This is a genomic window from Rhizobium sp. CCGE531 (assembly GCF_003627795.1).
Taxonomy (GTDB): Bacteria; Pseudomonadota; Alphaproteobacteria; order Rhizobiales; family Rhizobiaceae; genus Rhizobium.
Genome location: NZ_CP032684.1, coordinates 2,087,214 through 2,105,635 on the forward strand (window position 1 = coordinate 2,087,214; position 18,422 = coordinate 2,105,635).

Genomic DNA, 18,422 nt, shown 5'->3' on the forward strand with positions numbered 1-18,422 from the left:
TTTTGAAGTGGCTTGTGTTTTATCGGAAGTCAATCGGTTGGGTATCCATGTCAGGCATTTCATCCGCTCGCCGATTGAGTGCTGTTGTCGCGATGCTCGCGAGCGTGAGCACGGCCGCCTCCGCGCAGGAAGCCTTCAAGGAATTCAAGCAGCTGGACGGCAGCGTAAAGATGCCGAAGCTCAACGCCTTCGTGGCACCCGATGGGGGGAGTTCGACGTCCCGCACCCTGCGTGACATTTCGCTCGAAGCCAGGATGACGCCACAGAGCAGCCCGCAGCAGCAAGGCCTCTCCTGGTATGTTTTCAGTCCCGTTGCCGGTGCAGACGGCAAGCTGCCGCTTGTCGCCAGCTCCCGGGGAGGCTCGGCCTCCTTTCACCTTCTGCCGGGCGACTATTTCGTCAATGTCTCCTTCGGCCGCGCCGGCGTCACCAAGAGGTTGAGCGTGGCGCAAACGGGAGAAACGCAGAAGCAGACGATGGTGCTCGACGCCGGCGGCATGGTCTTGAATGCCGTATCCGGATCCGATGTCCGAATCCCGCCGAACGAGCTGAGCTTCTCGATCTATTCCAGCGAAGCCAAGGAAGACGGGGAACGCGGCCTTGTCATGGACGATGTGAAGCCGAATACGCTGGTCGGCCTCAGCGCCGGCACCTATCACATCGTTTCCGAATATGGCGAGGTCAACGCCGTCATCCGCGCCGATATTCAGGTCGAGGCCGGCAAGGTGACGCAGGCGACCATCCAGCACAGGGCGGCAAAGATCACGCTCAAGCTGGTGTCGGATGCCGGCGGCGAGGCGATCGCCGATACCGCCTGGTCGATCCTGACATCGGCGGGCGATATCGTCGGCGAAAGCGTAAGCGCCTTTCCGACCATGGTGCTTGCCGAAGGTCGCTATACCGCCGTCGCCCGCAACAAGGACAAGATCTATCAGCGCGACTTCGCCGTCGCCGCAGGTGTGAATACGGATGTGGAAGTGTTGATGAAGCAGCAGCAGCCGCAGGATGCCGATACCGAACTGCCGGCCCGCCAGCTTCCGATCCAGATGCCGCCGATGCGTCAGAGCCAGACACCCTCTGCAACGACCAATCAGCAGCCGCTGCCGACCTATGAACAATTGGCGCCGGCTGGCGGCGATGACGGCGACAGCATGGATTGACGGTACGCCCGACGCCAAACCTCAGCCTTCAATCCCGTTTTCTCGCTCGTAGCCCGACTTAGGTTTCGGCGATATCGCCCCGTTGCGCGACGAGATAGGAGCGAAACATGATTGTGAGCTGCTTTTCGGCCTCGGCCCCATCGGAAGGGCTCAAAACCCGATGGCAGAAGGCCGGAACAGTACCGTAAAGGGCTGCGGTGAGGGTCTGAGCGACCAAGCTCGGATCGGCCAAACGGCCATCGCCTGTGGTGGACAGCATTGCTTCGATTGCCCGCGCACTCCGCCGGGACGCCAACTCCATCAGCTCGCGAGCGTCGAGTTCCATGGCGATGCGATAGAGGGCGGGGGAAACCTCGGCTTGCGCCATCTTCGCCTCAAGATAGGCTTTCACAACGATCTCGGCGAGCGTCTCTGCCGTAGGGCACGGGTTTTCGTCACGCGCCTTCTCTATGGCGTCAGCCAGCATTGCGAGGTGCTGATCCATCACCGCGAAGAGCAAGGCCTGCTTGTTCGGAAAATACTGATACAGCGTCCCGACCGAAACGCCAGCGCGACGCGCGACGCGTGTGGTGTTCAGTCGGAACAGACCATCGCTCAGCAAAACCTGAATGGTTGCCTCGAAAATGGCATCCACGGTGGCGATGGACCGGCCCTGACGCGGTGATTTCCGGGGGGTTAGCGATGGCAGAGGGCCTTTTCCCATAAGCGAATCCAAAAGCTGAATGATGCTTCATATATAACTCCCGGCCCCGCCGCTCCAGCAATCATGCACTTTATGTCGGGGTCATTCAGAGACGAATTGGAGACGAATATGGGTAAATTGGACGGTAAAGTCGCTGTCATCACGGGCGGCAACTCGGGAATGGGACTGGCGACGGCCAAGCTGTTTGCACGCGAAGGCGCGAAAGTCGTCATTACCGGACGCGATCAGGCGACGCTCGATGCTGCGGCGCAAAGCATCGGAAATGGCGCTGACGCCGTCCGCAGCGATATTTCTAGAATGTCTGATATCGACGCGCTTCGCGACCATGTCGCGAAAAAGCATGGCCGCGTCGATATCATCTTTGCGAATGCCGGCGGCGCGCGACCGAACATGTTTGAATATATGTCGGAGGAAGAATTCGATTTCACTGTCGCCAACACGTTCAAGGGAACCTACTTCACCGTGCAGAAGCTCCTGCCGCTGATGACATCAGGCGGCTCGATAATCCTCAACACCTCGACCCTGAGCACGCAAGGGCGTCCATATGTCAGCGTCTATTCGGCGACGAAGGCGGCCATTCGCTCGCTGGCACGGTCGCTCACCGCGGAATTGACTGAAAAGGGGATTCGAGTGAATGCCATGGCGCCTGGCTACATCGATACGGATCTTGCGCGTAAAGGGGGAATGAGCGAGGAGATGATCGAACAAACGAAGGCCCAGGTGCACGCGCAAATCCCAATGCACCGCAGCGGCACCGTTGATGAGATTGCAAGAGCCGTTCTGTTCTTCGCCTCCGATGACTCGACCTACGTGACAGGTAGCGAATTATGCGTTGATGGCGGCTGGGCCCAGATCTGACCGCACTTCCCGGCGCTCTTCACGAGCGCCGGTTCGCATCCTGCGCATGTCACTATCGCAAAACCGCCGTACGGAGTCGTCACCGATTGGTGATCCGGAACCAGACGCCTTTGATTACCCGGCCCTGCGCCGCAGCATCTTTCTTGGCGGCGCCATGGAGAAGACCGCGCCATAGAGCTTCGACAGCAGATCCTTGCGGTCGCTGCCTTCGCTGAGCGCCTCCCAGCTTCTGGGAGCGCCGATATGGGCGGTAATGGTGCTGCCGGAAAGGCGGCGGAATTCGCGGATCAGCAGCGAGATGCGCAAGGTCATCGAGATACGGCTCGCCAGATGGAACAGCCGGCCATTCTGCCCTTCGAAATAGATCGGAATGACGCTTGCGCGCGCTGCCTGGATGAGCTTGGCGGGGAATATCTTCCACGGCAGATCCTCGGCGCGACCGAAACCCTTTTTGGCGGTCGCAACGCCGCCGGCGGGAAAGACGATGATGGTCGTGCCTTCCTTCAGCAGACGAACGGCCTCATGCCGCGTCTTCATGTTGATCGCCATCGCTTCCTTGGTTTCCTCGAAGGAGACCGGCAGCGAATAATCAAGCATTTCAGGCACTTTCAACAACTCGTTGTTGATGAGAACCTTGAAGGGGCGCCCCAACTGCTCGGCAAGGGCCAGTACCGCGATTCCGTCGCCGATGCCATAGGGATGGTTGGCGACGATGACGATCGGCGCCTCGGGAATTTGGCTCGGCGGCCATTCGCCCTTGATGAGCAGGCGCACGTCGATGAGATCGAGCATCTTGCCGAAAATGCGCTCGCTCTTTCCGACGATATCGGTGCGCCAGATATCGTAAAGCCGGGTGTAGCGGTCCCGGCCGGACAGGCCTTCGATGGAGCGGATGAACCAGCGCTTGATGCGCGGATCCCGTTCGTTGGCGTAGGATAATTCTTTGAATTCCAAGTGCGCGACGGGGCTGCCCCGCTCCTATCGTTCAGTTGCGTCACATGTTGCAGCCACAGCAACGCTTTGATTCATCAACTATATGAATGCTGTATGACAATTGTCTGACGGCGCCCTGAAGCGCCGTCAGATATTAGTGGCCGTCAGGCGGCCTTGATACGCCGTGCCGCGCGTTTGCGCAGGATGTCCGGTGCCGTCGCCTCGAGGGAAAGCGAAGCGATGGCTTCGTCAAGCGACATCGAGGTCTGAGCCTGGCTGCCGAGGCGGCGGATGTTGACCGAGCGCTCTTCGGCTTCCTTCTTGCCGCAAACGATAATGACGGGCACCTTCGTGACCGAGTGCTCGCGGATCTTGTAGTTGATCTTCTCGTTGCGGAAGTCGGTCTCGACCGTGAGGCCGGCATCGCGCAGCGCTTCCGCCACCTCTTCGCCATAGGCATCGGCTTCGGAGGTGATGGTGGCGACGACCACCTGCAGCGGCGAGACCCAGAGCGGCATATGGCCGGCAAAGTTCTCGATCAGGATGCCGAGGAAGCGTTCCATCGAGCCGCAGATGGCGCGATGGATCATCACTGGCTGCGTCTTTTCCGAGTGCTGGTCGATGTAGAAGGCACCGAAGCGTTCCGGCAGGTTGAAATCGACCTGCGTCGTGCCGCACTGCCATTCACGGCCGATGGCATCCTTCAGCGTATATTCGAACTTCGGACCGTAGAACGCGCCCTCGCCCGGCAGGATGCCGGTCTTGATGCGTCCTTCGGACTGGGCCTCGATGGTCTTCAACACATCCATCATCACGCTTTCGGCGCGATCCCAGAGTTCGTCCGAACCGACGCGCTTGTCCGGGCGGGTCGAGAGCTTGACGACGATCTCCTGGAAGCCGAAGTCCTCATAGACTGACAGGATGAGATCGTTGATCTTCAGGCATTCGGCGGCCATCTGCTCGTCGGTGCAGAAGATGTGAGCGTCATCCTGCGTGAAGCCGCGCACGCGCATCAACCCATGCAGCGCGCCCGAAGGCTCGTAACGATGAACTGCACCAAATTCCGCAAGCCGGATCGGCAGTTCGCGGTAAGACTTCAAGCCATGCTTGAAGATCTGGATGTGACCCGGGCAGTTCATCGGCTTGAGCGCGAAGACGCGATCGTCATCGGTATCGTCGCCGGCAACGGTGACCTTGAACATATTGTCGCGATACCAGCCCCAGTGACCCGAGGTCTCCCAAAGCGACTTGTCGAGCACCTGCGGTGCATTGACTTCCTGGTAATCGCCCTCCAGCCGCCGGCGCATATAGGACACCAGCGTCTGGAACATGCGCCAGCCCTTGCCGTGCCAGAAGACGACACCGGGGCCTTCTTCCTGGAAATGGAATAGATCCATTTCGCGGCCGAGACGGCGATGATCACGCTTTTCGGCCTCGGCAAGGATGTGCAGGTAGTTGTCGAGATCGGCCTGCTCGGCGAATGCCGTGCCGTAGATGCGGGTCAGCATTGGATTGTTGCTGTCGCCGCGCCAATAGGCGCCGGCCACCTTCATCAGCTTGAAGGCCGTGCCGATCTGGCCGGTCGAGGCCATGTGCGGGCCGCGGCAAAGGTCGAACCAATCGCCCTGATAGTAGATCTTCAGATCCTGACCTTCGGGGATGGCATCGACCAGCTCCACCTTGTAGCGCTCGCCCTTGGCGGCAAAAACTTCCTTTGCCTTGTCGCGGGACCAGATCTGCTTGGTGAACGGCGCATTGCGCTGAATGATCTCGCGCATCTTCTTCTCGATGACTGGCAGATCATCGGGCGTGAAGGGCTCGTTCTTGGCAAAATCGTAATAGAAGCCGTTCTCGATCACCGGGCCGATGGTCACCTGCGTACCCGGCCAAATCTCCTGCACTGCTTCCGCCATCACATGCGCCGCGTCATGCCGGATAAGCTCCAGCGCGCGATCGTCCGTGCGGGTGATGATCTCGATCCTGCCGTCGGTTACCGGATCGGAAAGGTCGCGCACGGTGCCGTCGATAGCGATAGCGACGGATTTCTTGGCCAGCGACTTCGAAATGGATTCGGCGACATCGCGACCGGTCGTGCCGGCAGCGAAGCTGCGCACGGAACCATCGGGAAATGTCAGGGAAACGGGTTGCGACATCGATATTCTCCTTGTCCAGTCCCGCCAACGAATGCGGGTGGTTTCGTAAAATGAGGACTAAGTAAATACTTACTTATGTCCGCGCGCCTGATAGCTGTATTTCGTGATCTAGTAAAGAAAAAGCAGCGTTAGCGGCGGATCATCTCGGCCAAACCGCGCACCGTGTTCCAATTCCGCATCGTTCCGATGCCGAGCCGCTTTGTCGTCAGAGCCGGCAACAGCTTCGTCTCGCTGGCCTTATGGCCGAAATCGATCCAGAGATCGCCGTCGACAATTGCCATGCGCTCGGCGTTCCGCCGGTATGGCGCAAGCGTATCGAGAGTTTGAACCCCAAGCGGCTGGCGCATGACGCGAATGATGACCTCGCTGCCGATGCCATCGACGAAGGGATTGCCGTCGGCTAACTTCAGCCATGTCTCGGCGTCCCGCACGATGATGTCGACATGCTTGCCGAAAGTAGCGGCAAAACCGCTCTCGAGTTTTGCCTCGATCGAAGCAATAGGCTGAGATTCTGCGTCGAAAATCAGGTTGCCGGTGGCAACAAGCGTGCGGGGATTGCGAAAGCCAAGCCCCTCCGCCATCGCCTTGAGATCGCCCATGACCAACCTGCGGCCTGTTCCAAGAACGATGCTGTGCAGCAGCGCTACATAGACCGCCATGTAGTCAGGCAGCCTTTTGCCCGAGGCGGAAATAACGCCACGGCGTCCACCAATGATAGCGGCGTTCCAGTTCGCCGGGCACCGGATCGAGCCCGCTTGTGCCTCCCGGCCCACAGCGCGCAACGCGAAACAGCGTCATCCAGCCGCCTGCCCAAAGCCCGTGGCGCGCAACCGCTTCATAGCCATATTCCGAACAGGTCGGGATGTGGCGGCAGGAATTGCCGATGAAGCCGGAAAGCGTCAGTTGATACAGGCGAATGAGGCCCATGCCGAAGAGCCGGTCCGGTGTTTTGCGGAAGGGACCGGTATAGTTTCGCGATTTGGCTGCGCTGTGACCTGAAGGCGATACGTCACGCCGCGCATGTTTCGAAGGAGCCGCGCCGCCCTCGTCTTCATCGTCGTCCTGCATGAGACAGAATTGACACATCGCCCGGTGCCTCAATCAGACGGCTTCAGCCGTTTTGGCGTTTCCGCCCTCGCGCGCCGCCTCGATCTGCCCGATCGCATCCACAACCGCATCGAATGTCAGCATGGTCGAGGCATGACGGGCCTTGTAATCGCGGACCGGCTTCAGATAGCGCATGTCCTCAAAACGCCCGCCCGGTCCCTCGCCGTCAGCCTTGAGCATGGCGAGCATATCCAAGCGGGCTTTTCGCACTTCGTTCGCCGAAGCGCCGACGACATGGCGGGCCATGACCGAAGACGATGCCTGGCCAAGCGCGCAGGCCTTGACGTCATGGGCAAAATCGGTCACGACATCGCCGTCCATTTTCAGCCAGATTTTTACGCGAGAACCGCACAGTCTGGAATGGGCCTGGGCACTGGCATCGGCGTCGGGAAGGCTGCCAATACGGCCGATATTGCCGGCAAACTCCAGGATTTTGCTGTTGTAGATGTCGTCCATCACAGATTTTGCTCCGATGCACCCGTTAGAGCATGATGCCGAAAAGTGTAGGCGGTTTTCGGACGACATCATGCTCTATTTATTTGATCTAGAGCGGATTCAGATTTTAGGTCGAGCAGACCTAAAATCATCCGGCTCTAGTGTTTCGTAACAAAAAACACAGCGTGTCTGTTTAGGACACTTTCACAGGGCCAATGCCATACTATATGTATGTCGTTCGAAGACCATCGAAATGCAATGGTCTTCTGTAAGTTTGATGGGAAACCGTGCAGGACGGCAGGCTTGTCCGCCAGCCAGAACGCCCCGGAGCCCGCCAAAGGTACACAATCTCCGTGCCTCGGGGAATGCCAGTGGCGAGTCCGACAGATGATATCCGCGTAGCGGGTCAGGAGATCCACAGGTAATGGACGCCATTGTAAAGAATTTTCCGCAAGTCGTTGAATCCGAACGTCCGACGCAGAAGGAAGCCGAAGACGCCGTCCGCGTTCTGCTTCGCTGGGCCGGCGACGATCCGCAGCGCGAGGGCCTGCTTGATACGCCCGCGCGCGTCGCCAAGGCCTACCGCGAGCTGTTCGGCGGCTACGAACTGAACCCGGAGGATGTACTCGGCCGCACCTTTGAAGAGGTGTCCGGCTACGACGACGTCGTCTTGGTGCGTGACATTCCGTTTTTCTCGCATTGCGAACACCACATGGTGCCGATCATCGGCAAGGCGCATGTCGCTTACCTGCCGAACGGCCGCGTGCTTGGCCTGTCCAAGATCGCGCGCGTCGTCGATATCTTCGCGCGCCGCCTGCAGACGCAGGAAGCAATGACCGCCCAGATCGCCAATGCGATCGACGACACGCTGCGCCCGCGCGGCGTTGCCGTCATGATCGAGGCCGAGCACATGTGCATGGCCATGCGCGGCGTACAGAAGCAGGGCGCGTCGACGCTGACAATGACATTCACGGGTGCCTTCAAGGCCGATCCGGCCGAGCAGGCCCGCTTCATGTCTTTGGTCCGGGGTCGCTGACCGGGCTTCAACGAAAGAGCTGGGGATGAATCTGATTTTCAATGCGCCTTCCGAAGATAAGTCCGAGTTGGAGGACGCAGGCGATTTCACGCCTCGCTTCGACGATCGCGGCCTGATCACCGCGATTGTCACCGATGCGCATGACGGCGAACTCCTGATGGTCGCCCATATGAATGCCGAGGCGCTCGCCCTGACGATTAAGACGGGCACGGCGCATTATTTCAGCCGCTCGCGCGGAAAAATCTGGAAAAAGGGTGAAACCTCCGGAAACCTTCAGACGGTGAAGGAAATCCGAACGGATTGCGATCAGGATGCCATATGGCTGAAAGTGGAGGTCGCCGGACACGACGCGACGTGCCATACTGGGCGCCGTTCCTGCTTCTATCGTACGGTTGAGCTTGAAGATGGTAAGCCCGTTTTGAACGTGGTCGACGATCATCTGCATTTCGATCCGGGCGAAGTCTACAAACAGTAGACCTGAAGGCGAAATGATCAAAGAAGCCACAACCGATATACGATTTGGAAACGAAAAAGGGACAGTGTTTTAGCGGAGGCACATCGGGCCTCGGAGGAGGCTTTAGATGCTGAATTGGGGGTTGAATCGTCACAGCGGCGGACAGAACTTGACCGGTTCAGGCCTCTCGCAGGATACGTCTACCCCGCTTCTCCCTCCCGCTCCACCCAAGAAGGTCAAGATCGCCCTGGCGCTCGGCGGCGGTGCCGCGCGAGGCTGGGCGCATATCGGCGTTCTGCGCGCGCTCGACGAGGCAGGTATTGAAGTCGGCATGATTGCCGGCACGTCGATCGGCGCCCTGGTCGGCGGCTGCTATCTCGCCGGCAAGCTTGATGAGCTCGAAGCCTTTTCCCGTTCGCTGACGATGCGCCGCATCGCCAGCCTTCTCGACCTGACCATCGGCGGCAGTGGCCTGTTCGGCGGTATGCGGCTGACCAAGCGCATGCAGGAGCACCTGGAAGGTTTCTCGATCGAGGATTTGGACCGTCCCTTCGTTGCCGTCGCGTCGGAATTGAATACCGGACATGAAGTCTGGATTGCCAATGGCTCCCTGATCACGGCGCTCAGGGCTTCCTATGCCCTACCCGGCATTTTCGAGCCGGTGCGAACCAATGGCCGTACGCTGGTCGACGGCGCCCTGGTCAATCCCGTGCCGGTTTCGGTATGCCGTTCCTATGAACAGCCGCTCGTGGCGGCGGTCAATCTGAATTACGACCTCTTCGGTCGCTCGGCCGTGGTCAAACTCAATGTCGGCCAGCTGAACGGCGATCTGGTGCGGCGTGAAGACACGCCACCCATGAAACTTGGCATGACTGGCGTCATGGTCCAGGCTTTCAACATCATCCAGGATAGAATTGCCCGCGCTCGTCTGGCCGGCGATCCACCGGATCTCGCGCTGCATCCACGCCTTAGCGATATCGGCCTGTCGGAGTTCCATCGCGCCGGCGAGGCTATCGAACGCGGCTACGAGGAAGCTCTGACAAGATTGCCGGAAATCCGCCGTATGCAGGAAGCCTACGCGCGCTAAAGCAATTCCAGGAAAAGTGCGCAGCGGTTTTCCGCCGGGAATTGTGAGAAAACAAAGAGACAGAGCGGTTCAGAGTTTCCGTGAAAAGCTGAGCCGCACTAAGGTGTAAATCAAAGTTGGTAGATCAATTTGGGCCTCTCCGCCGAGAGCAGGAGAGGCTCTGTCGATGCCGGACAATCCGGCCCTTCGCTTTCTGCTCAAGACGTTCTCCGCGACAATCGACCCGCTGGGTCGATTGCTTCGGCGACACCGAACCGCTCCTCACCCTCACCCGGCGATATAGGCTTTGATCTGCTCGGCCTCGAGTTCGATCTCGCGGATGCGCCATTTGACGACGTCGCCGATCGAGATGATGCCGGAAAGCTTGCCTTTTTCCTCGACGGGGACGTGACGGAAGCGGCGCATCGTCATCAGCTCCATCAACTCGTCGGTCGTGGTGTCTTCCTTGCAGCGATGCACCTTCGCCGTCATCAGCGAGGCGATCGGCTTTTCAAGGCATTCATGGCCATACTTGGCAACGGCATTGACGACATCCCGCTCGGTGAAGATGCCGGAAATCTTACCGCCCGGCCCGACGACCACGATGGCGCCGATGCGCTTCTCGTTGAGAATCTTCGCGGCCTCGGCAACGGTCGTGTTGCCGCCGGTCGTAACGACGTCGCGACCCTTGGCTTCCAGTATGGCCTTTACGGAAACTGGCATTCGATCCTCCCATCTCGAAAGCATGATGAACACTTGAAGGTCCGATATGTTCCGAAATTACCCCCGGAGCTCAAACCGGCGCCTGCCCGTCGGTCGGGTCGATCTCCTCTATCCGCGACCGACGGATGATAATGGTGCGCCTGTGTCTGCGAGAAAGCAACAGCTCATTCATCGAGCGCTAAGGGTTCCTGGGCCTCCTCGCGCGGCTGCCGGTCGAACAATGCAAAAAGCAGAAATCCGAACAGGAAGCCACCGATATGGGCATCCCATGCGACCGGCTGCGAACTGTCGCCGGCAAGCGTGATTCCGAAGGCGACGAGCGCATTACCGGCAATCCACATGACGATATAGGCAACGACGGTACGGCTTCGAAGCGAGCCGAGAATGGTGAGACGCGGATTGAGATGCGTCTCCCGCATGGAGATCCGCCGACCGTCCATGGCCGGGAAAGCGAAGCGGCAAGCCGCACCCATGAGCGCCGAGACGACCCCGGACGCCCCTATCAGAAGCGTCTGGTCACCCCAGTAGAGTGCGGCATGCATGAAGGCGGAAGCTGCGGATGAGAAAATCCAGAAAATGACGTAGCGCAGCGTTCCGATGCGCCGCGCCACGGGTGCCGCGAAAACCATCAGCCACAGACTATTGAAGACGATGTGCTCGATCCCGCCGTGCAGCAGAGAATAGGTGACCGGCGTCCAAAGCCATTCCAGGCCCTGCTGCGCCAGGGGAAAGGCATAGCGGGCCGGGATGAAGCTGAAGGTGAAATAAATCCAGTTCAGCGTATCGTCCGACCACCACGGCAGGTTCATGACCGCGAAAACGATGATCAGGACGGCCAGGCTTGCCAGAATGACGGGAGGCAGATTGAAAGCCGGGGTTCGTTGCCGCGGCCGCGGATCTTCCGGCTCTTGGCGCGGCAGCTGTTCGTCATCCATGTCTTGCTCGGCTTTTCTATGAAGGTCACCGACACATAGCGCAGTGAAAATCAAAAAAAAAGCCGCCCAGCAACGCCGGGCGGCGATCGGGCGCTTCTTCCGGAATTGGCCTTGAGGGCCGGTCCGGCGCCCGTGAAGTTCGTGCTGAAGGTCACTTCGTGAAGTGATGAACAATTCCTTTCATTTGCCGGCGCGAAAGGCAATCGAAACCATTCGTTAACCCTAACGACGCTGCTGTGGCATGGAATTCGCAACGCTGGAACTGGAGGCAATGAATGTCTCGGCAATTGAATTGAAATGGGACACGGACGCGGTATGCGCCAGAAGACGAGCATCGACATATTTACCTATTGGGAACAGATACGCGGCAGCGCGGATGCCCCCTTGCGCAATTTGATACAGCCGTTGGCCGTCAGTCATATTCTTCCGGAGTTGTTCATCCTGGAAAATACCGCGGACGACAATCCGCGTTTCCGGCTGGCCGGTACGGCGATCTGCAATCTCATGGGGCGCGAGATTCGCGGCGAAAATTTCGCGGCGCTATGGGCCAGCAGCCAACAGGACGATCCGGTGCGCATCGCCGCCGGCGTGATGACGCACGTCATTCCAGCCTCCATCCATGCCACGGGCTATTGCATCAGCGGCCGCAGCATGACCTTCGAAATGATATTGATGCCGGTACGGTCATCCAGCGACATTTGCGACAGGTTGCTGGGATGCCTGACGCCCACCATTCATTCGACATGGCTCGGCAATGAGCGTCTGGAATTTCTGGCGCTGGACCGCAGCCGTTTGCTCTACGAGCGCCCGGCGCGGCTCGTGGACCCTCCTCCCCATCCCGATCCGACGGATCTTCTGCCGCTTCAGGGAGGCACCGGTCTCGCTGAATGGATGCGCCGAAAGTTGAACCAAGCAAAGAATAGCCGCGATCATGCCAGAATTGACCCGGTACGGGACAGAATCGGCCGTCGCCTTTGAGTTATGCCTCAGGAAAGACAACCTTACTTTAAGGAGTTGCGGCTAATAGTTGGAAGAGACGCAATAGGATTCAAGACGCTTCCATGCACTCGTTCCAGTCGGCCCAAGCGACTCGGCCCAACCAATTGGCAGGCAATGCCGTCCGCGGTGATCAACGGACCTTTCAGCGGGTTCCGATCAACATGCAGGGCCGTCTGATGCTGGCCAATTATGAGGAGTTCGAGTGTCTGGTGACGGAGATGTCGCCGGGCGATCTCTATGTCACCTGCGTGGGACGTCCGCGTGCCGACGAGCGGGTCATTGCCTATATCGACCATCTTGGCCGCGTCGAGGGCAATGTCGTAGCCGTTGACGGCCGTGGTTTCAGCATGTCGATCAACGCGACCGAGCGCAAGCGCGAGAAGCTTGCAGCTCAGCTGACCTGGCTTGCCAACAAGCATGAGCTTGGCCTGCCGGAAGACCGTCGTCACGACCGCCTGACGCCGCGTGATGTGCGCAGCGAACTCACCCTCGATGACGGCACGAAATATGTCTGCCGCATCATGGATCTCTCACTTTCGGGCGCCGCCGTCGACGTCGAGGTACGCCCGGCGATCGGGACGCCGGTACGTCTCGGCAACATGCGGGGCCGCGTCGTGCGCCATTTCGTGGAAGGCGTGGCGATCGAGTTTCTCTCCCTGCAGTCGCGCGAGACCTTGCGCGAATTTCTCTGATACTGTCATCCTCCTGTCACGCAGCGCCGCGAAACAGCGACGCTTGTCTTTTCCTTGATGCGTGACGGCAAGATGCTCTACCCGGACACAACTCCCTTCGATGAAGGCCTGCTTGACGTCGGCGATAGCCAGCGGATTTGTTGGATGCTATCGGGCAATCCAGAAGGTATTCCCGTCCTCATCCTGCACGGCGGTCCTGGATCCGGCAGCTCCGCCGGGACGCGACGCTATTTCGACCCGCAATATTACCGGATCATTCAGTTCGACCAGCGCGGCTGCGGAGGCAGTCACCCGCATGCGTCGGAACCGGCGATCGCTCTCTCGGCCAACACCACATGGCATTCCATTACCGATATCGAGCAATTGCGGTTGGAGCTCGGTGTCGAACGCTGGATCGTATTCGGCAACTCGTGGGGCTGCACGCTTGCGCTGATCTATGCCGAAACCCACCCGCATCGAGTCGAAGCCTTGCTGCTCGTCGGCGTCACCATGACGAGACAATCCGAAATTGATTGGCTTTATCGCGGACTTGGCCGGTTCTTTCCGCAGGAATGGGCGCGCTTTCGGGCTGCAGTGCCAGAACAGGATCGCCACGGCGATCTGGTAGCCGCCTATTATCGTCGTCTATGCGATCCGGATCCCGCAATTCATGTGAAAGCCGCCAGGGACTGGCACGACTGGGAGGCTGCCTCGATCCTGGTCGATCCGCGTGCGACCCTGTCGCCGCGCTGGTCCGATCCACGCTATCTGACGGCGCGGGCACGGATCATCACTCACTATTTTCACCATCTGGCCTGGCTTGAGGATCGGCAGATCCTGCGCGATATCCATCGGCTTGCCGGCATCCCCTGCACGATGATCCAGGGACGGCTGGATCTGGAGGCACCGGTCGTCACCGCCTGGGAATTGTCGCAGGCCTGGCCGGAAGCAGATCTTGTGATCGTCGCGAATGCTGCCCACTCGCCCGTAGTCGCCGAAATGGCCGCGGCGATCATTCGTGCGACCGACGGCCTTCGCAGCGATTTCAAGCGATAAAAATCCAAAATATTTTTTGAGCCGGCTTTCTCAAAATGGGACGCGTCCGGCCACAAACGGCCGTTTTCAGCGCCTCGATAGGGCGTCGGCGCGATTGCCATGTTTCATTGTGGCACGCTTTCGGTCGAAAGCGACCCCTCGATGTTAAGAAATCCATTTCGGGAAATCCTTTCAGCGCAGCACGATGCGGGATTTCGCCTCCTCGCATCCAATACCGAAATCACTCAAATTTTAATCGAATTTTCCGCGAACTTGAATCAAGTTTTCTGCGCGTTTTATGAAAGTTTGATCCAGATTTGAATAAACTAAGTCCTTAATTTTATTGCGCAATTTTGCGCAGGATAAAAACATGCGTGTCATTCTGATCCCAATAAAAAAGGGACAGGGACATGAACCTTCAATTCGCAATTCGCGGCGGCGCCGCGTTGATACTCGCCACTCTTGGCTTCTTCGGTCTTGCTCAGGCCGCACCCGCCAACATGACGATCACCGGCGATGCCGCTCCTCCGATCGGCCACTATGAGTTCTGCAAGGAAAATCCGCGGGAATGCGTCTATGCCGGCGGCGATGCCGGTCCGATCATCCTCACGCAGGACAGCTGGAAGACAATCCTGAAGGTCAACTACACCGTCAATACGACGATCAAGCCGATGACCGACATGGAACTCTACGGCGTCGAAGAGAAATGGGCCATCCCGACAACCGCCGGCGACTGCGAGGATTTCGCCCTGCTGAAGCGCAAGCAGCTGATCGATGCCGGCTTCTCGCCTTCCGATCTGCTCATGACCGTCGTGCTGCAGCCGAACGGCGAAGGCCACGCCGTCCTGACGGTTCGCACCGATCGCGGCGACTTCGTCCTCGACAACATGCGCAACAAGGTGAAGCTCTGGTCCGAGACCGAATACACCTTCCTCAAGCGTCAATCCGCGGATGATCCGGCCCGCTGGGTCAAGATACAGGATGGCCGCGCCGTCGCAGTCGGCAGCTTGAAGTAAGCCTTCGGCATACACGATCGTCGGCGTCGACGGTCAAAGTCCAAGGCCCGGTCTCGTCCCCTGATTTCTGTCCAGGCCGGTGCCTCTGAGCCGTTCCCACTGTCCCGGGGAACGGCTCTTTTCTATTGAGCGGCGCCCTGAAAGCGGGTGCGGGCAATTTCCTGAGAATTAACTGTGCCGTTAGCATGGCTTGCGATGTATATTTAACCACCGGTTAACCATCGTGGCGCCAATCATCATTTCCAATGAGACTCATCCAGTCAGGCGCCGCGCGGCTCGGCCATTGGCAGCCGGAGCGGAAGGAAATGAAGGCAACAGCATGGCTCCTCCTCTGTCATCCGCCTCAATGATCGAAGAAAGGCCGCTGATTTCAAGCGGTTTCGTCCATCGGCTCACGGCGGGCGTTGCCGTCCTGGCTACCCTTACCGTTGCCATATCCATCGGCGGTCACTGGCTTGGCGAGAAAATATCGTTGGCCGGCCATACGACCGATGCCAAGCCCATCTCCGTCACGATCGGCGACGATGCCTTGCGTTTGGCTGCGAACACGATCCGCTTCCCGAGCGAGCGCGTGGATGGCACAGTCGAGCGCATCGACCTCTACCTGACCTGGCCGCAGATGCAGGGCTATAGCGAGGCGGATCGGCTGCGCTTCGATGATATCTCCCAGTCGTCGTCGCTGATCTTCCTGCAGATCAGCCAGAGTACGATGTCCCGCGACATGTCGGGCAGGTTGGAGCCGATCTATTCGCAATTGATGGATGGTGCCGCCTATGCCGGTCCTTTCGGTCTGACGGCGCATCGGCTGCGCGCGGATGCCGGCTACAATGGCGAAGTCCTTCTGACAGCCCCGCGTCCTGGCGAATCCGATTATGCCGTGCGCTGCCTCCTTGCCTCCCCACCGGCTCAGGCAACCAGCGGAGACTGCCAGCGAGATGTCAAGCTCGGCAAGGATTTGAGCGTCCTTTACCGCTTTTCCAGCAATCAGCTCGGGGATTGGCGCGCCATGGACGCCGCTGTCCAAAATTTCATCAGGGCGCGCATTGTGGATAAGGTCAACGCCGCGGCAGCAGCCGAGGTCGGCCGCTAAAATGGCGCAAAAACTTGAAACCAACTGTTCATCATAAACCGATTGGTAACGCTAAGCTCCTACTGTCGAACGCAACGGGCGTTCATGGAGGCGGCGGCCGGATAATCGAGAATGTAAAATGCAAGCAGAGAGTGATTTAGTGTCCAGATTAGTTCTTTCCGTTTCATCGTCTCAAACCGGTAAGATTCTGGCGAGAGCGCTTCTTGGCTTTTCGATCGCGACGGCAACAGTCACCGTGACGACGGATGCGAATGCTGCTGGCACGAAATATGCGGGTATCGTCATCGATGCGAATACCGGCAACGTTCTCTACAGCGAAAACGCCGACACGCTCCACTATCCCGCCTCCTTGACCAAGATGATGACGGTCTACCTGACCTTCGAGGCGCTGGAGGCTGGACGCATCACCCTCGATACTCCCGTCGTCTTCTCCAGGAATGCCGCGGCCCAGGCGCCGACGAAGCTTGGGATTGGCGCTGGCCATTCCGTGACCGTTCGCGAGGCCATCCTCGGCATCGTCACCAAATCCGCCAATGACGCCGCCATGGGGCTTGGCGAAATGCTTGGCGGTTCAGAGGAAGGCTTTGCCCGATTGATGAACGACAAGGCGCGCGCGCTCGGCATGACGCGCACGACCTATCGTAATCCGAACGGTCTGCCCAATACTGCCCAGATGACGACCGCACGTGATCAAGCCCGCCTCGGCGTGGCTCTGCGCGAACATTTCCCGCAATATTACGGCTTCTTCTCCGAGACGAGCTTCCGCCTCGGCAGCCGGGTCATTCCTGGCCACAACCGCTTGATCGGCTCCGTACGGGGTGTTGACGGCATCAAGACCGGTTACACCCGCGCGGCTGGCTATAATCTGGCGACTTCGGTGAAGATCGATGGGCGCTCCATTGTCGGCGTCGTCCTGGGCGGCGCCTCGACGCCGGCCCGCGACAATCAGATGCGCAAGCTGATCGCGGAATATCTGCCTGTCGCGTCGACGAAACATATCGCTTCGAATGTTATCGCGCAGGCGCCGGCCGCGACGCCCAATCTCCAGGCCGCCAGCGCGCGCATGGCCGACATGGGCCGCGCGAAAATCAAGGACGACGAGACGGCGGAAGCCACCGATACGCATCCCTCCAGCGCGGCTGCCTTTGCTGCTGTTGCGCCTCAATCCAGCAATCCGTTGCTGTCGGCAAAGCCCGTCCAGCGCCCCTCTTCCGAGGAAGTCGCTTCTGTTGCGACTTCGGACGACGGCGATGAGGACGAAGTCGATACCGTGACGACGGCATCGACGAAGGCCGATACCAAGCTCGTTAAGCTGCAGCAGGCCGATAAGTCTGAAAAGGTAGCAAAGGCCGCCAAAGCTGAGCGCGAGCCGGCCGGCTGGGTCGTTCAGATCGGCGTTTCCCCGAGCAAGAACGGCGCGAGCGACCTGCTCGATACGGCGAAAAGCAAGGGTGGCAAGGCGCTTCGCTCGGCCAAACCCTACGCGGTCGCCTTCGATGGTGGCTATCGCGCCCGTTTCGGCGGCTTCGAAGATCAAGGCGCGGCACTCAATGCCTGCAAGGCGCTCAAGCGTGCCGGCGTGAAGTGCTGGGCAAGCATGGAATAGGAATGCGGCCGCGATTTTCGCGGCGCATGGTTTGCAGATTGGCCGGGCTATGTGTCTCGCCCGGCTTTCCGGTCCCGAATGTCAAACGGGCCGGCCCTGAGTTTGTAACGTGTACGGGGTTTTGAAATGGCAATGAACGAGAACTTTCCCGGTTTCTCGCTCGATGGCGGGGGCAAGATGAAACAGAAGAGCTTTGCTCTTCATCCGCTGCATGAGGCGGCGATGCGACTGGCGGACCTCGGTCTCAGCCGCTCGCGCTCGCGCAACAAGACGAAAGACCTGATCGGCATCCTGCTCTGCCACGGCGCGCGGGCATGGCGCTACTCGCAGCCGGAAGCGCATATTCATCTGCACATCACCGCGCCGACCGGCCGTGCGCCGATCATGATGCGGCTGCGCTGAGCATTTCCAGGAAAATGCCCAGCAGTGCGGTGCTCCATCT

The 18,422-nt window shown here is 59.2% G+C and carries 20 protein-coding genes; 12 read left to right on the top strand and 8 right to left on the bottom strand.

Features of this window, described 5'->3' with window-relative positions; genetic code table 11:
- Positions 1-92: 92 nt before the first annotated feature.
- Positions 93-1,160: a hypothetical protein gene (locus tag CCGE531_RS10145; protein WP_120664041.1), complete on the top strand. Its 1,068-nt coding sequence runs from the start codon at positions 93-95 to the stop codon at positions 1,158-1,160.
- Between the two features lie 58 nt (positions 1,161-1,218).
- Here the strand turns inward: CCGE531_RS10145 and CCGE531_RS10150 are convergent, their stop codons facing one another.
- Entirely contained in the window at positions 1,219-1,863 is a 645-nt protein-coding gene (locus CCGE531_RS10150; RefSeq protein ID WP_120664042.1) for a TetR/AcrR family transcriptional regulator, read from the bottom strand.
- Between the two features lie 108 nt (positions 1,864-1,971).
- Here CCGE531_RS10150 and CCGE531_RS10155 point away from each other — a divergent pair, with 108 nt between their 5' ends.
- Complete coding sequence (locus CCGE531_RS10155) at positions 1,972-2,721, top strand: SDR family oxidoreductase (protein WP_120664043.1); 750 nt, start codon at positions 1,972-1,974, stop codon at positions 2,719-2,721.
- A gap of 114 nt (positions 2,722-2,835) precedes the next feature.
- Here the strand turns inward: CCGE531_RS10155 and CCGE531_RS10160 are convergent, their stop codons facing one another.
- The 5 genes from CCGE531_RS10160 to CCGE531_RS10180 form a co-directional block, all read right to left on the bottom strand.
- Positions 2,836-3,675 (bottom strand): lysophospholipid acyltransferase family protein, encoded by an 840-nt coding sequence (locus tag CCGE531_RS10160; protein WP_120664044.1) that lies wholly within the window; start codon positions 3,673-3,675, stop codon positions 2,836-2,838.
- 143 nt (positions 3,676-3,818) lie between these two features.
- Positions 3,819-5,807 (bottom strand): threonine--tRNA ligase, encoded by a 1,989-nt coding sequence (thrS, locus tag CCGE531_RS10165; RefSeq protein ID WP_120664045.1) that lies wholly within the window; start codon positions 5,805-5,807, stop codon positions 3,819-3,821.
- A gap of 128 nt (positions 5,808-5,935) precedes the next feature.
- Positions 5,936-6,466: a DUF1697 domain-containing protein gene (locus tag CCGE531_RS10170; RefSeq protein WP_120664046.1), complete on the bottom strand. Its 531-nt coding sequence runs from the start codon at positions 6,464-6,466 to the stop codon at positions 5,936-5,938.
- A gap of 4 nt (positions 6,467-6,470) precedes the next feature.
- Entirely contained in the window at positions 6,471-6,893 is a 423-nt protein-coding gene (gene yidD, locus CCGE531_RS10175; RefSeq protein ID WP_120664047.1) for a membrane protein insertion efficiency factor YidD, read from the bottom strand.
- A gap of 15 nt (positions 6,894-6,908) precedes the next feature.
- Entirely contained in the window at positions 6,909-7,370 is a 462-nt protein-coding gene (locus CCGE531_RS10180) for an iron-sulfur cluster assembly scaffold protein (RefSeq protein WP_162943884.1), read from the bottom strand.
- Positions 7,371-7,773: 403 nt separating this feature from the next.
- Between CCGE531_RS10180 and folE the strand changes: the two genes are divergently transcribed.
- The 3 genes from folE to CCGE531_RS10195 all read left to right on the top strand — a co-directional run bounded on the left by folE (position 7,774) and on the right by CCGE531_RS10195 (position 9,926).
- The gene (gene folE / locus CCGE531_RS10185) at positions 7,774-8,385 is read left to right on the top strand and encodes a GTP cyclohydrolase I FolE (RefSeq protein ID WP_120664049.1); all 612 of its coding nucleotides are present in this window, start codon (positions 7,774-7,776) and stop codon (positions 8,383-8,385) included.
- Positions 8,386-8,410: 25 nt separating this feature from the next.
- Positions 8,411-8,860, top strand: a complete 450-nt coding sequence (gene hisI / locus CCGE531_RS10190) for a phosphoribosyl-AMP cyclohydrolase (protein WP_120664050.1) — start codon at positions 8,411-8,413, stop codon at positions 8,858-8,860.
- A gap of 106 nt (positions 8,861-8,966) precedes the next feature.
- Positions 8,967-9,926: a patatin-like phospholipase family protein gene (locus tag CCGE531_RS10195; RefSeq protein WP_120664051.1), complete on the top strand. Its 960-nt coding sequence runs from the start codon at positions 8,967-8,969 to the stop codon at positions 9,924-9,926.
- Between the two features lie 267 nt (positions 9,927-10,193).
- Here CCGE531_RS10195 and CCGE531_RS10200 read toward each other — a convergent pair whose 3' ends face one another.
- Positions 10,194-10,628 (bottom strand): CBS domain-containing protein, encoded by a 435-nt coding sequence (locus CCGE531_RS10200; RefSeq protein WP_120664052.1) that lies wholly within the window; start codon positions 10,626-10,628, stop codon positions 10,194-10,196.
- Positions 10,629-10,792: 164 nt separating this feature from the next.
- A complete protein-coding gene (locus CCGE531_RS10205; protein ID WP_120664053.1) occupies positions 10,793-11,563 on the bottom strand; it encodes a rhomboid family intramembrane serine protease in 771 nt (256 codons plus the stop codon).
- A gap of 315 nt (positions 11,564-11,878) precedes the next feature.
- Between CCGE531_RS10205 and CCGE531_RS10210 the strand changes: the two genes are divergently transcribed.
- From CCGE531_RS10210 to CCGE531_RS10240, 7 genes are all read left to right on the top strand, one after another.
- On the top strand, positions 11,879-12,541 hold the full coding sequence (locus tag CCGE531_RS10210) for a PAS domain-containing protein (protein ID WP_245458828.1): 663 nt from the start codon (positions 11,879-11,881) through the stop codon (positions 12,539-12,541).
- 83 nt (positions 12,542-12,624) lie between these two features.
- Positions 12,625-13,254 (top strand): PilZ domain-containing protein, encoded by a 630-nt coding sequence (locus CCGE531_RS10215; RefSeq protein ID WP_120664055.1) that lies wholly within the window; start codon positions 12,625-12,627, stop codon positions 13,252-13,254.
- A gap of 57 nt (positions 13,255-13,311) precedes the next feature.
- Positions 13,312-14,289 (top strand): prolyl aminopeptidase, encoded by a 978-nt coding sequence (pip, locus tag CCGE531_RS10220; RefSeq protein WP_120664056.1) that lies wholly within the window; start codon positions 13,312-13,314, stop codon positions 14,287-14,289.
- A 389-nt stretch (positions 14,290-14,678) separates the two neighbouring features.
- The gene (locus CCGE531_RS10225; protein WP_120664057.1) at positions 14,679-15,284 is read left to right on the top strand and encodes a transglutaminase-like cysteine peptidase; all 606 of its coding nucleotides are present in this window, start codon (positions 14,679-14,681) and stop codon (positions 15,282-15,284) included.
- A gap of 319 nt (positions 15,285-15,603) precedes the next feature.
- Positions 15,604-16,374: a hypothetical protein gene (locus CCGE531_RS10230; RefSeq protein WP_120664058.1), complete on the top strand. Its 771-nt coding sequence runs from the start codon at positions 15,604-15,606 to the stop codon at positions 16,372-16,374.
- 118 nt (positions 16,375-16,492) lie between these two features.
- Entirely contained in the window at positions 16,493-17,980 is a 1,488-nt protein-coding gene (locus CCGE531_RS10235; protein ID WP_120664059.1) for a D-alanyl-D-alanine carboxypeptidase, read from the top strand.
- 126 nt (positions 17,981-18,106) lie between these two features.
- Positions 18,107-18,382, top strand: coding sequence for a hypothetical protein (locus CCGE531_RS10240; protein ID WP_120664060.1), 276 nt, complete (start codon positions 18,107-18,109; stop codon positions 18,380-18,382).
- Positions 18,383-18,422: the final 40 nt, after the last annotated feature.

What these genes read in the sequence shown, in the direction of transcription:
- CCGE531_RS10145 (WP_120664041.1), top strand. Translation starts at nt 93, where the DNA reads ATGCTCGCGAGCGTGAGCACGGCCGCCTCCGCGCAGGAAGCCTTCAAG.
- CCGE531_RS10150 (WP_120664042.1), bottom strand. Translation starts at nt 1,863, where the DNA reads ATGGGAAAAGGCCCTCTGCCATCGCTAACCCCCCGGAAATCACCGCGT.
- CCGE531_RS10155 (WP_120664043.1), top strand. Translation starts at nt 1,972, where the DNA reads ATGGGTAAATTGGACGGTAAAGTCGCTGTCATCACGGGCGGCAACTCG.
- thrS (WP_120664045.1), bottom strand. Translation starts at nt 5,807, where the DNA reads ATGTCGCAACCCGTTTCCCTGACATTTCCCGATGGTTCCGTGCGCAGC.
- CCGE531_RS10170 (WP_120664046.1), bottom strand. Translation starts at nt 6,466, where the DNA reads ATGGCGGTCTATGTAGCGCTGCTGCACAGCATCGTTCTTGGAACAGGC.
- yidD (WP_120664047.1), bottom strand. Translation starts at nt 6,893, where the DNA reads ATGTGTCAATTCTGTCTCATGCAGGACGACGATGAAGACGAGGGCGGC.
- CCGE531_RS10180 (WP_162943884.1), bottom strand. Translation starts at nt 7,370, where the DNA reads ATGGACGACATCTACAACAGCAAAATCCTGGAGTTTGCCGGCAATATC.
- folE (WP_120664049.1), top strand. Translation starts at nt 7,774, where the DNA reads ATGGACGCCATTGTAAAGAATTTTCCGCAAGTCGTTGAATCCGAACGT.
- hisI (WP_120664050.1), top strand. Translation starts at nt 8,411, where the DNA reads ATGAATCTGATTTTCAATGCGCCTTCCGAAGATAAGTCCGAGTTGGAG.
- CCGE531_RS10195 (WP_120664051.1), top strand. Translation starts at nt 8,967, where the DNA reads ATGCTGAATTGGGGGTTGAATCGTCACAGCGGCGGACAGAACTTGACC.
- CCGE531_RS10200 (WP_120664052.1), bottom strand. Translation starts at nt 10,628, where the DNA reads ATGCCAGTTTCCGTAAAGGCCATACTGGAAGCCAAGGGTCGCGACGTC.
- CCGE531_RS10205 (WP_120664053.1), bottom strand. Translation starts at nt 11,563, where the DNA reads ATGGATGACGAACAGCTGCCGCGCCAAGAGCCGGAAGATCCGCGGCCG.
- CCGE531_RS10210 (WP_245458828.1), top strand. Translation starts at nt 11,879, where the DNA reads ATGCGCCAGAAGACGAGCATCGACATATTTACCTATTGGGAACAGATA.
- CCGE531_RS10215 (WP_120664055.1), top strand. Translation starts at nt 12,625, where the DNA reads ATGCACTCGTTCCAGTCGGCCCAAGCGACTCGGCCCAACCAATTGGCA.
- pip (WP_120664056.1), top strand. Translation starts at nt 13,312, where the DNA reads ATGCGTGACGGCAAGATGCTCTACCCGGACACAACTCCCTTCGATGAA.
- CCGE531_RS10225 (WP_120664057.1), top strand. Translation starts at nt 14,679, where the DNA reads ATGAACCTTCAATTCGCAATTCGCGGCGGCGCCGCGTTGATACTCGCC.
- CCGE531_RS10230 (WP_120664058.1), top strand. Translation starts at nt 15,604, where the DNA reads ATGGCTCCTCCTCTGTCATCCGCCTCAATGATCGAAGAAAGGCCGCTG.
- CCGE531_RS10235 (WP_120664059.1), top strand. Translation starts at nt 16,493, where the DNA reads ATGCAAGCAGAGAGTGATTTAGTGTCCAGATTAGTTCTTTCCGTTTCA.
- CCGE531_RS10240 (WP_120664060.1), top strand. Translation starts at nt 18,107, where the DNA reads ATGGCAATGAACGAGAACTTTCCCGGTTTCTCGCTCGATGGCGGGGGC.